Source organism: Acinetobacter sp. YH12116, from assembly GCF_013418895.1.
In the GTDB taxonomy this organism is placed as follows: domain Bacteria; phylum Pseudomonadota; class Gammaproteobacteria; order Pseudomonadales; family Moraxellaceae; genus Acinetobacter; species Acinetobacter indicus.
The window spans coordinates 199,612-211,716 of the sequence record NZ_VPBE01000004.1 but is presented as its reverse complement, the minus strand read 5'-3'; the positions used below and the strand labels follow the sequence as shown (position 1 = coordinate 211,716).

The following is a 12,105-nucleotide window of genomic DNA, read 5'->3' as shown; positions in this document are numbered from 1 at the left end:
TCAGAATAATTCAAGTGAATTTGTTTGAAAGAAGAACTTTAAAAGCTTTATTTTCACCCGATAAAATACCCATAAAACAAGAGGAAGCTCAAATGAGCTTCCTCTTGTGAAAAATTGTGGGACAGCAATGTGGTGCTTTTCCACATTTTTCAGAAAAAATAAAAATAACCTGAAAAATAAATAGATTTTTCATCATTCAAATTATATCTGCTATACCAACTGGTATAAGACTTCGCAGCCAATCCCCGGTTTACAAAAATGCCTGAATTGTTAAGCAGTTGTAGCAAGATTGTGGATGTTTTTGCATAAAGCATATCGGCGCATATTTTTCTCCTTAAGATAGGCACCGCTCACAGCATTGCGTCTGTGGCACACATGCAAGGAAAATCCTATGAAGAAAACTCTCACAACAATATTCATGAGCAGCGCCCTACTCGCGACATCTTCACTGTATGCCGCGCCCGCACTTCAGGCCAATGTCAACGCATCGGCAGCTGTGCAGACGCCACAGGCTGGTGGACTTTTAAATAATGTAGTGCAAGGTACGCAGCAGACCTTACACAGCGCAGGCGAGCATGTCGGTCAAGGATTACATAGCGTAAAAACCACGACCCAGAACACCTGGCAAAACACCAAACAGTTCAGCAATGAAAAAGCCGAAGCCGGCAAAGAAAAAGCCGCAGATTTAAAACAGGCGGCCTATGAACGCTCAAGCGAACTGAAACAGTCTGCCGCCAAGAAAGCCGCAGCAGCCCGTGAACATGCCGCAGATCGTACGGAAAAAACCAAAAACAGCCTGAAACAGAAATCGGCACAGGTACAATTGCACAGCAATGCGCAGGTTGATGTCGATACGCCTGTGGCCAAAGCCAAAGTCAGCAGTAAAACCCATACCGCAGTGGGCGCAGCACAATAATCAAAATGAGAGAACCAAGCCTGCAACCCTGCGGGCTTTTTTAATTTTGTGCTTGAGTTTCAAGACAATTCAGCAGATGCTCAACACAGTAACAGGAATCTTCATGATTTCTTCATGCCTTCAGTTTAGGCTTAGGCTTTCCATTCTCTTTTAGCAGGGGGCATGATTATGCATAAAATGAAATCCGTATTGGCTGTTGGCCTTATGCTCATGGGCACTGCAGTCTGGGCACAAACTCCACCAGCAGAAGCGAATAGCAGCACCAAGCTCCAAGCCCCAATTCAGCCGTATGCCGATAATCCGAATTTACTGCATGTCTGGGCCTATAAAGCACAGCAAGGTGTTTTAAACGCGGCAGATCGGGTTGGTGAAGTGGCAGAAAAAGGTGTGCAAAAAGTACGGCCTTCGGTGCATCAGGCCTGGGAAAATACCAAAACCTTAACCAGCAACACCACGCAACAGGCCAACCAGAAAATTCAGGACACCAAAGAAGCTTTAGGCGGCGCACCGCAACAGCCGGTACCAATTGTACAGGGCAGCTTGAGTCAGCCAGATACCGCTCAACCGGCGGCATCAGTACCTGCTGAAACCGGTTCAGGGGCCACCAGCTATGCCGTGACCGAACTTTAAGACGGGAGTGAGCGAGAGCCTCATCATCACTCGCCTTTTCATTCCACCCAAAAATACGGACCTGAATGCGTCCGTATTTTTTATTGCTTGATATCTGCTTAATTGACCTGACGGATCGGTTGGCCCTGCTGAAACGCGATCACGTTTTCTACCATTTGCTGCACAATCCGCTGCCGCGCATCTACACTGCCCCATGCACTATGCGGGGTTAAAATTAAATTGGGAATAGCTGGGTCTAACAGGATATTGCCCTGCTTGGGTGGCTCGACACTCAGCACATCCATCGCCGCACCGGCAATTTGTCCGGACAGTAAGGCTTCGGCCAGCGCCGCTTCATTGACAATACCGCCGCGGGCACAGTTAACTAAAAACGCGCTATGTTTCATGGCAGCAAACTCAGCCGGCCCGATTAAATCCCGGGTATCTTCGGTCAGTGGACAATGCAGGCTTAAAAAATCCACCTGCGGTAACAGCTCGGCAAAAGGCACCCGCGACGCAGATTGTGGCCGGTTGGCGAGAGCAGCAATTTTGACCTGCATGCCGAAGGCTTCGGCTAGCTTGGCCACTGCCTGCCCCAACTCACCATAACCGACAATGCCCAGCGTTTTTCCAGCCAGCTCGACAATTGGATAATCCAGCAGACAGAACTGGCTAGAACGCTGCCACTGGCCCTGTTGCACCGCCTGATGATAAGGCACAAAAGAAGTAGCCAGATTTAACATCAGCATTAAGGTATGTTGCGCCACTGCGGCCGTGCCATAACCCTGACAGTTACACACCACCACACCCTGGCGGCGTGCCTGTTCCAAATCGACATTATTGGTACCGGTGGCTGAAATCAGGATCAGTTTAAGCTGCGGGCATTGCTGTAATGTCGCGGCATCCAGCAAGACTTTATTGTTGATAATCACCTCGGCAGATTGCACCCGTGGCAGCAGCTCTGCAGGCGAAGTGGTTGGATACAGCGTTAACTGCTGCTGAAAGACAGCGTTTAAGTCTTCTAGCTGTAAATCATCCTGATCCAGCGAGGCAAAATCCAGAAATATGGCGTTCATGTGGTGCATCCTCTCATCATGGCGTGAAGAAATTAAAGCACACTTGTAGCGCTGCGCGTCAGTTCAAAAATGGGATGCCCACAAAAAAACGCCCATGAGTTCATGGGCGCTTGCTGTGATAATTGCGTAAAGAAAAGCGGATTTGCCGAATGACATAAATGGTTAAAGCCAATACCAATAACAGGCCACTGCCGAACACCATATAGGCTGAATAATGCACCGTTTGTGCCGAAGCAACGGACGGAACAGCCCAACCCAGCAGGCTCAGTACCACAACAGACAGAGGTCGAATGGTCATAACACTACCCTACTTTTATCCACTGGTTGTTTTACATCCATCTTCATCTTAGCCTGAATATAAAATAAAACAAGGACTTCGGGGTCAGTGCAGTTTTGGCTTACAGCACCACTTCGGGCTGGGTCACAAATTTGGCACTTTCCGGGCTATCATCGACAAATTCATTGCCGCCAAATTCATCACTACTTAAATTCAGCTGTTTATAACTCAGCACATAATAATCGCTGTATTTTTTAATCACGATGGGGTGCATACCGGCGCTGAGCTCATCCTGTTCCTGAAACAGTTTCATGACCTGACGATCATTCATGGCCACAATATAACGCTGGTCATTCAGCCAGATTTGTACCAGTCCATTGCCCTTGGCATAAATCGGAATCAGAAATTTATGGTTTAAGGCCACAGCACTGGCAGCATAGCTTTCGATCTTCTGGCTAATGACATTAAATACCAGCCCATGGCCAAAACAGTCCATCAGCTGGCGGCGGCTTTCCTGCGGCAGGTTAAACTGAATCCCGAGTTTATGCAGGTCATGCTGATCGACCTGTTTATTGCTGAGCAGCGAGCGAATCAGGTTCTGCTTGAGCTTGGCATCAAAAAAGCCGCTGTCCAGTTGCAGTTCGTTATTTTTCAGGATTTGCCCCAGCGCATGTTTGTGCCGTGGCAACAGGTTTTCAATCAGCTTGCGATAGTAGAACTTGCTGTTCTTTTTGACCTGACGCATCTTCTGGTAAAAATGTGCCGGATCAAAAGGATGGCTAAGAAAATCATTGAGCAAATCGGAACTGGCCAGCACCGCAATCGCATCATGTCCGGTAAACGGTAAATGCAGGGTCTGCAGCGAAGGCAGTACCGCCTGCAGTTTTAAATACTGGGCGCGGTCTTCGGCATAGTGCGGATCATAAATCACGATATATTCGCGCTCAGCCGAAACATCTTGGGGCTGAATACGCATGTCAGCATTGTGCTGCGGATGGAAGAACATATTGTAGCGCGTGTCCAGAATATCTTCCGGATCAATCGAATATTGCGGCACCAGTGCCACCACACGTTGCAAATCAAGCAGGTTGGAATATTTGATGGCCGCATAACCACCCATCGAACCGCCATAGCCAATACGCTGCTGAAACGGCGCAATGGTGGCGGCAATTTCATTCAGCATCGCGCGCATCGACTGTTCGGGAAACCAGGATTTCTCCTTTGGCATGATGCCAACCACATTATAGCCGTGTTTGCTCAATGACTTTTCAGCATTAATGGTCAGGCCTTTGGCGCGGGTAATTAAATCGCCAAAAGAAAAAATCAGCGCCTCTGAATGACCGGGCATCCAGATGACGCGGATATGATCGTCTTCAAAAATTATGTGTTTATCCATTCCCACACCAGAGCTGCACAGCCCTCTATCAAGATTCAAAATAACAAATAGACCGTATGCCGACGACTAAAAAGCGAATATGTTATTTTATAGATGCCCGGCAGATAAAAAAGCGCAAAATATGACACAATTCCTCCATCCTGCAGCAGAACAAGGCTTTTCCACAGCCGCCAAACTTTATCAACAGGTCCGACCAAGTTATCCACAAGCGCTGGTTGCATGGTTAAAAAACCAGCTCAAATCTGATGCCGCACCGGTCTGTGTCGACCTAGGTGCCGGTACCGGTAAATTCCTGCCGATTCTGCAACAGCTTAGCCCGCATGTGATTGCTGTTGAGCCGGTGGCCGAAATGCTGGCACAACTACAGCAACACTATCCTGATGTGCAAAGCATTCAAGCCTATAGTCATGCCCTGCCGCTGCCTGATGCCAGTGTCGATGCCGTCTGCTGCGCGCAGTCCTTTCACTGGTTTGCCAATCTTGAAACCCTGAACGAAATTTACCGGGTGCTGAAACCGGGTGGCCAGCTGTTGCTGATCTGGAATCAGCGTGACACCCGCATCGACTGGGTCAAGGCACTGGCCGAGCATATAGCGCCGCTGGAAGGTGATACCCCGCGTTTTCATAGCGGCCAATGGCGACAGGTCTTTTCGGCTGCAACCGGCTTTAACGCTAACGCAGAAGCTACTTTTCAGCAATGGCAAAGCGGTACAGTTGAACAGGTGGTGTCAAAACGCCTGCTTTCTACCAGTTTTATTGCCGCGCTGCCTGAACACCAGCAACAGCAGCTGAAACAGCAGTTCGAGCAGATGGTGCTGCAATATACAGGCAAACAGCCGCAGCAACAAATTGACTTTCCCTACCTGACCCATGTGTATAGCTTTACAAAAATTACAGAACAATAAGGATGAACCTGTCATGTCCAATCTGATCAAACCTTTATCTCTGGCCTGTCTGCTTGGCAGTGCACTGCTGTTGAGTGCCTGCGAGCGTAATCCGTCACCAGAACCGAAGCAGGAATTAAGCGCCGAAGATCAGGTGCTTCAGGAACTGAAAAGTGAGCCGGTACGCACTTTCCCGAAAACCGAGCAGGACTTGCATGACCTGCAGCTGCTAACCGACTATGAACAGCGCTTTGGCCAGATGAGTGAGGAAATGGAAGTTGAACTAATGCAGATGCAGCAGCAAGGCACGCTGGATGATGTCTTTGCACGAAGCCGGCAAGGTGACAATATCCAGTCGGCCCTGAATATGCTGAAAGCGCTGGATTTAAAAACTGAACAGGGCCGCTATATTCAGGGTCTGATGTATGAATATTGGGATCATCAGGCCCAGCTGCATGCCCAGCAACCAGCTTCAGCTGCATCGGAGAGTGCACCAGACAGCGTTAAAGGTCTGGGGAAATTTATTCATGCCCAAGAGCAATTAGAACACTGGCGCGACCAGTATCCACAGCTCGACCAATAAATAACATCTATCATTTCAGGGCCTAAATAGCCCTGATCTTTACAGGGAGAATGCCGGTGAGTTTTACTGCCCTGTAGCGAGATAGGCATGTACACCTTCCCCAGCTGCCCGTCCGGTGGCAAAACAGGCCGTGAGCAAATAGCCGCCGGTGGGTGCATCCCAGTCCAGCATTTCACCGCAGCAAAATACTGCCGGATGATCCTTCAGCTGTAACTGCGGGCTGAAGGCACTGCGCTTGATTCCGCCGGCACAGCTAATCGCTTCTTCAATCGGGCGAAAACCCGTTAATTCAATCCGCAGCTGTTTCACCTGTGCCGCCAGCGCCTCCGGCTGATGCCATAAGCTTTTATCGACCAGTTCACGCAGCAGACTGCTTTTGGCTGCATCTAAACCGGCTTTACGCCAGACATTGCTAAGTGACTGCTTTTTACTGGGGTGTAATTTTTTGGCCAGCTGCGCCTGGGACTGCTCGGGCAGTAAATCCAGAAACAGCACCATGCGCTGCTGCTGTTTCAGCTGTGCACGTAAGGCCCGGCCCTGCTTATAAATCAGGCCGCCTTCCAGTCCATAATGGGTCAGGACAATATCGCCGATACTGCGCGTATGCGGTTCTACCCAGGCCTCAACCCGTTTTAAAGGCTGACCAAACACTGGCTGCATAAAGCTGGACCACGGATATTCCACCCCGGCATTGCTGGCCTGAAATGGTTCAATCTGCTCTGGACGGAGCCAGTCCTGCCAGGCACCATCACTGCCTAATTGCGACCACGACAGCGCACCACAAGCCAGCACAATCGCATCAAATGCTTCACTGCGCAGTTGCCCATGTTTTAAGTCCAGAATCTGCAGCTGTTGCTGCTCAAGGCCTTTGACCTGCTGGCGGTAATGAAACTGCACCCCATTATCCGCCAGTCGTTTTAACCAGGCCCGTAATAGCGGTGCAGCTTTCATCTCCACCGGAAATATCCGCCCGGATGAACCGACATAAGAGCGAATGCCCAAGCCTGCCATCCAGTCCTGAATCCAGCCAGCATCCCAGCGCTGAATCCACGGCGCCAGCCAGTCGGCCTGATCATAACGCTGAATAAACTGCGGCACTGCTTCGGCATGGGAAATATTTAACCCGGTTTTTCCGGCCATTAAAAACTTGCGTGCTGCCGAAGGCTTCTGCTCATAGACATGCAGGTTATAGCCATACTGGCTGAGCACCTCAGCCGCCATCAAGCCGGCCGGGCCTGCCCCGATAATGGCAATCCACTTGGACATGCTTATTCTTCCACTGCCTGCACTGGCGACTGGCCCTGAAGCGGCTGAAAATCGTCAAAACGGGTACGATAACCCTCCGGTTTGCGAATAATCAGTTGCTGGCACAATTCACCGCGCTGCAAATATTTAATTTCAAAATGGGTCCGGGCAGAATCGGCGGCAATCCGCTGTTTCTCAAACGGTAGTTTCCATAGCGCCAATAATTGCTGTTCAGCTTCGGCAATATATTCAGGGATATTACTGGCCAGGGTAATCTGTCCATTCGGTTGCAAACGTGACAGCAAAAACTCAAAAAATGGCATGTTCAGCCAGCGCTGGGCCGGATTATGCGGCTCCGGATTCGGATATAAAATAAAGCACTGCTCGACTTGCGCCGGATATAGCGCATGTACAATCCACGGTAAGGCATCGGCATGGACTGGCTGCAGATTGGCATGCGGTTCTAATCCATGCTGCTTTTGCATGGCCATAAACTTTTCCCGGGTGCGCTCAATCGCATACAGGGTTTGCTCAGGATGTTGCCCACTGAACAACAGCGCGTGCTTGCCTTTGCCCGCACCAATTTCGATACAGACAGGAGTATTGGCAATGGCTTGAAAGTCACGCGGAGCATGCATACGCTGGGCTTGAAATTGACGAATGGGCATAATCAGATCAAACTTATAAAAAACCGCACAAGTCTATCAAGTGCAGCTGTTTTTGCCTAATCTAATCCGGGATTTTATCAGGAGACCCGCATGCCACGTACATTCCCTTGCCCACGTTGTGGTGAACCTTCTGTCTGGGAAGGCAATGAATTTCGCCCTTTCTGTTCCGAGCGTTGCAAGCTGATTGATTTGGGCGCCTGGGCCAGTGATGAATATCGCCTGCCGACTCAGGATGCACCCTCGGTAGATAACCCGGAAGACTAAAATGAGTTACGCGGTTTTACAAAAAGCCGCTTTTACTGGAAAGGTGTAATAAAAATCCTACACATTTAAAACTTCTTTGCGCAAACAGCGCACACATTTAAAAATTTTACTGCAAAACGTTACCCTATTCGCATTCGGTTCTTTTTTAAATGGCCTCGAGATTCTAATTATCGAGCCCTGTATGCCCACGCTCCTGAAAATTCTTTTTTTCGCCTTTCTGCTTGCCGCAATCTTAATGCTGGCGGTCGGTTTATATAGTCAGGATACGCTGCTGATTGGGGTGGCGGTATTATTTGCCTTAATGGCCTGGCTGGTGGGCATGGAAGCGAAAAAACAGCTGAATGACCCGTTTCGCAAATAAATGGCAATCAAAACGGCGCAATAAAAAAGTCAGCACTGTGCTGACTTTGGTTAGGGTGAGATTTGCAGATTAACCGGCCTGCCCCGCCACAAAAGGATTGTGCTGTTTTTCAAAACCAATGGTACTGATCGGACCATGCCCTGAAATAAACTGGGTTTCATCCGGCAGGCTAAAACATTCACGCTGGATTGAATCCAGTAATTGCTGATGATTCCCACGCGGGAAATCTGTCCGGCCAATCGAGCCTTTAAACAGCACATCACCGGTCCAGAGCAAACCGTAATTGCCATTATAGAACATCACATGACCTGGGGTATGTCCCGGCGCAAAACGCACTTCAAACTGTTCATTGCCCAGCTGCAGCTGCTCACCACCTTCCAGCCACTGATCCACCTCGACCTTTTCAGGAATCGGGAAACCATAACGCGCCGATACTTCCTGAATCATATCCAGCCAGAACGCATCTTCCTTATGCGGACCAATGACCGGCACATTCCAGTGTTTTTTTAAAGCACCGACAGCACCAGCATGATCCAGATGACCATGAGTTAACCATAAGGCTTTCACAGTTAAGCCCAGTGCTTCGACTTCTGCCTGCAGCTTGTCCGGTTCACCGCCCGCATCAATCAAAATAGCCTCTTTACTTTCTGCATCCCAGACGATGGAACAGTTTTGGGCAAATGCCGTGACCGGCACAATTTTGACTTGTAACATGAGTTAAGCGTCCTGTTGAAAATGGGCAAAAGTCTGTTTTAGCGCATCCAGATTAGCCTGAAGCAAGGCATTCAGCAATTGTAAATGATCATCCCGCTGGTTCAGCGCCGGAATATAGGCATAGTGTTCCCCGCCCGCCTGCTGAAAAATCTCGGCATTTTGTATGGCCAGTTCTTCCAGGGTTTCCAGACAGTCGGCAGAAAATGCCGGACTCATGATCTGGACCGATTTGACTCCCTGCTTGCCCCATTCTTCGAGCAGTACATCGGTATAGGGCTTGACCCATTCCTGTTTGCCAAAACGTGACTGGAAGCTGATCGCCCATTGATCCTCATTTAAACCCAGCGCCTGCGCCACCAGTTGAGCGGTTGTGCGACTGCGCTCGGCATACGGGTCGCCTTTATCGGCATACGGCTGTGGAATACCATGAAACGACATCAGCAGTTTTTCCGCCGGACCATGCTTGGCCTGAAATTCGCGCACACTCTGCGCCAAAGCCTGAATATACAAAGGATGCTGATAATAATCGCGGATAATGCTCAGCCCCGGCAAATTGCGCTGCTGCGGAATCCATTTGGCTATAGCATCATACAGCGGCGCGGTAGAGGTTGCGGAATATTGTGGGAATAGCGGCAGGACAAGGAGATGATCTTGCGGCTGCTGGGCCAGCTTTGCCAGCAAAGCGTCGATACCCGGGTTGCCATAAGTCATGGCTGGCACAATATTCAGCTCAAATTCCGGGTAGAGCGGGCTTAAGGTCTGTCTGACGGCATCGACCTGCGCCTGCAAAATCTCGCGCATAGGCGAATCCTGATTCCAGACCATAGCATAGGCATGCGCCACGCGTTTGGGGCGAAACGGTAAAATAAACAGCCTTAAAATAATTTGCCACAGCAGTTTGGGAATTTCAATCACCCGCTGATCAGACAGGAACTGTTTCAGAAAACGTCGTACCGCGGGCACAGTCGGTGCATCCGGTGTACCCAAATTGGCCAGAATAATGGTGATTTTCGGTTTCGCAACAACAGACATCAGGCTCTCAGGAATCATTAGGGAACGCGTTTACTTTAACAGCTTTCCCGTCTGTTACTAAATGAATTAATACGTCGATTTATATTGAAAAACACGATCATTATCAAGCAGGTTACTGTCCAGCAACTTCTGCCCTTTGGCTGTAGTCTGCCATAGCATACGCTGGCGTTCATCCCGGCCGGCCTGCACAATCCAGTCATTCTGGCGCATCTGCATTTTAATGGTATGCAAGGCACGAATATTGATTTGCGCCCGTGCCACCGCATGCGCCCGCGGCATTTCACGCCGCGCATCAGTCAGGCCGGTATCATTTAAATATTCATTCATGCGTTTGGAAAAATATTCTTCCGGGGTCGGATGAATAAAAGTCGAGCCTAAAATACTGAACAGCTGCGCCCAGGTCAGCTGTTTTTGTACTTTCAGTTCTTTAAAATTACCATCCTGATAGGCATGCATCCGGTATTCAAACTGGAAAGCTTCATGCATGGATACTTTGGGCAGGCTTAAAAACGGATCGGCTTCGGTCTTGCCAAGTTCATTTTTTAACTGGGCCACTTTGGCCTGTAGCTGCTCGATTTCATCATGCAGGGCCTGGGTATTTTGCGGACGCACCCAGCCCACCACCGGATAACGCTCCAGCATTTGCGGCATATTGAAACGTACCGCCAGCTCCAGATCACGCAAGCTGCGATAGCAAAACACCTGATCAACTTCCTGCTGCAACAGGCGACGGAATTCTTTAAATTTTTCCCGCAGTTCAGGTTTGGCATCCTGCAAGCTGGCATCACGTGAATCCGGATCTTCGTGCATAAACACAATCATCGGTTTCTGCTTGGTGACCGCGTAAATATATTCCAGATGCATATAGCCCACACCCGATACCGACTGCTCGCCATACTGGCTGCCCAGTAACAGCACCACATAGTCGCAGTCATCAATCTGACGACGAGCAAATGCCGTACTCAATGGCGTACGCTGCTCCAAGCCCCAGGAAAAGAAGCCCATTCCCACCAAGGTCTGTGTCAATACCATGCGTTCCGGCTGCATCTCTGAACCGGACGTAGAGATAAATACCTGATAGCGTTTATCGAGCATTGGCTCTCCTTCCCTCAATAGCTGAAGCGCCCAATGGGCATCAGTATTGTTCCCCAATCAAAAAAATAAGTCATGCTGAAGCAATCATGTTGCTTTCTTTATGGAGCCTGGCTTAGCGAGGCAGATTGGAAATTTTCCAGCGGATCTGCTCAGGCATCAGACGCCCGACAATCGGTTGTAAATGTTCAGCATTTTGACCGCTGACATAACAATGAATCTGCACCTGATCGGCTCGGCTCTGTTCAAATAATAACTCATTTTTCGTTAAAATGCGGGAAGTTTGACGCGCAACGGCAGTTCCTGAGTCAATTAATGTCAATTTCTGACCAAAAATAGACTGAATCGCAGTTTTTAAGAAGGGATAATGGGTACACCCCAGCACCAGATGATCTGCGCCAGCATCCACCACTGGCTGTAACAGTTCACTTAAAGTAGTTAAACAGGCAGCACTCATTTGCGCTCCGCTTTCCACAAAAGGCACCAGTTCAAGCGAAGTTAAAGGAATCACCTTGACCTCGGCCGGCAAGGCAAAACGCTGAATCACGTCTTTAATTAGCTGGCCACGAAAGGTCGCCGGTGTCGCCAGCACAGCCACGGTTTTGGTTTTGCTCTGCAGTACCGCCGGTTTTAAGGCTGGGACCAAACCAACAATCGGGAAATCTTCCCCATAATGCGCACGCAGATAATCCAGACTAAAAGCCGAGGCAGTATTGCAGGCCACCACTGCAATTTTACAGCCTTGCCGATATAGCCACTCGATAGCCTGAGCGGTCAGTTCGCGAATTTCCTGATCATCACGCGGACCATAAGGCACATGCGCCGTGTCGGCATAATAAACAATCTGTTCATTGGGCAAATGCTGGGCAATTTCCAGCGCCACCGACAAGCCGCCAATGCCTGAATCAAAAATCCCGATTGGCGCATCCGCCTGCGCTCTGGTCATAGGGTGCAACAAAGGAGCAAGGGGATGAATGGCGGTCATGGCA

At 49.5% G+C, this 12,105-nt stretch carries 15 protein-coding genes; 6 read left to right on the top strand and 9 right to left on the bottom strand.

Annotated features, from left to right (window positions below):
* The first annotated feature begins 391 nt into the window (after window positions 1-391).
* Entirely contained in the window at window positions 392-916 is a 525-nt protein-coding gene (locus tag FTU54_RS04940; protein WP_005181937.1) for a hypothetical protein, read from the top strand.
* A 204-nt stretch (window positions 917-1,120) separates the two neighbouring features.
* A complete protein-coding gene (locus FTU54_RS04935; RefSeq protein WP_104470692.1) occupies window positions 1,121-1,546 on the top strand; it encodes a hypothetical protein in 426 nt (141 codons plus the stop codon).
* A gap of 98 nt (window positions 1,547-1,644) precedes the next feature.
* Here FTU54_RS04935 and FTU54_RS04930 read toward each other — a convergent pair whose 3' ends face one another.
* The 3 genes from FTU54_RS04930 to FTU54_RS04920 form a co-directional block, all read right to left on the bottom strand.
* Window positions 1,645-2,601, bottom strand: coding sequence for a 2-hydroxyacid dehydrogenase (locus tag FTU54_RS04930; protein WP_180046107.1), 957 nt, complete (start codon window positions 2,599-2,601; stop codon window positions 1,645-1,647).
* Window positions 2,602-2,701: 100 nt separating this feature from the next.
* On the bottom strand, window positions 2,702-2,899 hold the full coding sequence (locus FTU54_RS04925) for a hypothetical protein (RefSeq protein WP_005181929.1): 198 nt from the start codon (window positions 2,897-2,899) through the stop codon (window positions 2,702-2,704).
* Between the two features lie 100 nt (window positions 2,900-2,999).
* Window positions 3,000-4,274, bottom strand: a complete 1,275-nt coding sequence (locus FTU54_RS04920; protein ID WP_016659613.1) for a hypothetical protein — start codon at window positions 4,272-4,274, stop codon at window positions 3,000-3,002.
* Window positions 4,275-4,395: 121 nt separating this feature from the next.
* Between FTU54_RS04920 and FTU54_RS04915 the strand changes: the two genes are divergently transcribed.
* On the top strand, window positions 4,396-5,178 hold the full coding sequence (locus tag FTU54_RS04915) for a class I SAM-dependent methyltransferase (protein WP_034598303.1): 783 nt from the start codon (window positions 4,396-4,398) through the stop codon (window positions 5,176-5,178).
* Window positions 5,179-5,191: 13 nt separating this feature from the next.
* Complete coding sequence (locus tag FTU54_RS04910; RefSeq protein WP_168405608.1) at window positions 5,192-5,740, top strand: hypothetical protein; 549 nt, start codon at window positions 5,192-5,194, stop codon at window positions 5,738-5,740.
* A 63-nt stretch (window positions 5,741-5,803) separates the two neighbouring features.
* On the opposite strand, the gene FTU54_RS04905 is transcribed toward FTU54_RS04910, so the two are convergent.
* Both FTU54_RS04905 and FTU54_RS04900 read right to left on the bottom strand, forming a co-directional pair.
* Window positions 5,804-7,006 carry a TIGR03862 family flavoprotein gene (locus FTU54_RS04905; RefSeq protein ID WP_180046109.1) on the bottom strand — a complete coding sequence of 401 codons (1,203 nt, stop codon included), beginning with the start codon at window positions 7,004-7,006 and terminating at the stop codon, window positions 5,804-5,806.
* Window positions 7,007-7,008: 2 nt separating this feature from the next.
* Window positions 7,009-7,659 (bottom strand): SAM-dependent methyltransferase, encoded by a 651-nt coding sequence (locus FTU54_RS04900; RefSeq protein ID WP_180046156.1) that lies wholly within the window; start codon window positions 7,657-7,659, stop codon window positions 7,009-7,011.
* Between the two features lie 84 nt (window positions 7,660-7,743).
* Between FTU54_RS04900 and FTU54_RS04895 the strand changes: the two genes are divergently transcribed.
* Both FTU54_RS04895 and FTU54_RS04890 read left to right on the top strand, forming a co-directional pair.
* Complete coding sequence (locus FTU54_RS04895) at window positions 7,744-7,917, top strand: DNA gyrase inhibitor YacG (RefSeq protein ID WP_005181919.1); 174 nt, start codon at window positions 7,744-7,746, stop codon at window positions 7,915-7,917.
* Between the two features lie 181 nt (window positions 7,918-8,098).
* On the top strand, window positions 8,099-8,278 hold the full coding sequence (locus FTU54_RS04890; protein ID WP_005181916.1) for a hypothetical protein: 180 nt from the start codon (window positions 8,099-8,101) through the stop codon (window positions 8,276-8,278).
* A gap of 69 nt (window positions 8,279-8,347) precedes the next feature.
* Here the strand turns inward: FTU54_RS04890 and FTU54_RS04885 are convergent, their stop codons facing one another.
* The 4 genes from FTU54_RS04885 to murI all read right to left on the bottom strand — a co-directional run bounded on the left by FTU54_RS04885 (window position 8,348) and on the right by murI (window position 12,101).
* Entirely contained in the window at window positions 8,348-8,992 is a 645-nt protein-coding gene (locus tag FTU54_RS04885; RefSeq protein ID WP_180046111.1) for an MBL fold metallo-hydrolase, read from the bottom strand.
* Window positions 8,993-8,995: 3 nt separating this feature from the next.
* Window positions 8,996-10,024, bottom strand: coding sequence for a ferrochelatase (gene hemH / locus FTU54_RS04880; protein ID WP_180046113.1), 1,029 nt, complete (start codon window positions 10,022-10,024; stop codon window positions 8,996-8,998).
* 66 nt (window positions 10,025-10,090) lie between these two features.
* Window positions 10,091-11,119: a DUF4062 domain-containing protein gene (locus FTU54_RS04875; protein WP_127801785.1), complete on the bottom strand. Its 1,029-nt coding sequence runs from the start codon at window positions 11,117-11,119 to the stop codon at window positions 10,091-10,093.
* A 112-nt stretch (window positions 11,120-11,231) separates the two neighbouring features.
* Complete coding sequence (murI, locus tag FTU54_RS04870) at window positions 11,232-12,101, bottom strand: glutamate racemase (protein ID WP_127801786.1); 870 nt, start codon at window positions 12,099-12,101, stop codon at window positions 11,232-11,234.
* Window positions 12,102-12,105 lie beyond the last annotated feature (4 nt).

What these genes read in the sequence shown, in the direction of transcription:
- FTU54_RS04940 (WP_005181937.1), top strand. Translation starts at nt 392, where the DNA reads ATGAAGAAAACTCTCACAACAATATTCATGAGCAGCGCCCTACTCGCG.
- FTU54_RS04935 (WP_104470692.1), top strand. Translation starts at nt 1,121, where the DNA reads ATGCTCATGGGCACTGCAGTCTGGGCACAAACTCCACCAGCAGAAGCG.
- FTU54_RS04930 (WP_180046107.1), bottom strand. Translation starts at nt 2,601, where the DNA reads ATGAACGCCATATTTCTGGATTTTGCCTCGCTGGATCAGGATGATTTA.
- FTU54_RS04925 (WP_005181929.1), bottom strand. Translation starts at nt 2,899, where the DNA reads ATGACCATTCGACCTCTGTCTGTTGTGGTACTGAGCCTGCTGGGTTGG.
- FTU54_RS04920 (WP_016659613.1), bottom strand. Translation starts at nt 4,274, where the DNA reads ATGGATAAACACATAATTTTTGAAGACGATCATATCCGCGTCATCTGG.
- FTU54_RS04915 (WP_034598303.1), top strand. Translation starts at nt 4,396, where the DNA reads ATGACACAATTCCTCCATCCTGCAGCAGAACAAGGCTTTTCCACAGCC.
- FTU54_RS04910 (WP_168405608.1), top strand. Translation starts at nt 5,192, where the DNA reads ATGTCCAATCTGATCAAACCTTTATCTCTGGCCTGTCTGCTTGGCAGT.
- FTU54_RS04905 (WP_180046109.1), bottom strand. Translation starts at nt 7,006, where the DNA reads ATGTCCAAGTGGATTGCCATTATCGGGGCAGGCCCGGCCGGCTTGATG.
- FTU54_RS04895 (WP_005181919.1), top strand. Translation starts at nt 7,744, where the DNA reads ATGCCACGTACATTCCCTTGCCCACGTTGTGGTGAACCTTCTGTCTGG.
- FTU54_RS04890 (WP_005181916.1), top strand. Translation starts at nt 8,099, where the DNA reads ATGCCCACGCTCCTGAAAATTCTTTTTTTCGCCTTTCTGCTTGCCGCA.
- FTU54_RS04885 (WP_180046111.1), bottom strand. Translation starts at nt 8,992, where the DNA reads ATGTTACAAGTCAAAATTGTGCCGGTCACGGCATTTGCCCAAAACTGT.
- hemH (WP_180046113.1), bottom strand. Translation starts at nt 10,024, where the DNA reads ATGTCTGTTGTTGCGAAACCGAAAATCACCATTATTCTGGCCAATTTG.
- FTU54_RS04875 (WP_127801785.1), bottom strand. Translation starts at nt 11,119, where the DNA reads ATGCTCGATAAACGCTATCAGGTATTTATCTCTACGTCCGGTTCAGAG.
- murI (WP_127801786.1), bottom strand. Translation starts at nt 12,101, where the DNA reads ATGACCGCCATTCATCCCCTTGCTCCTTTGTTGCACCCTATGACCAGA.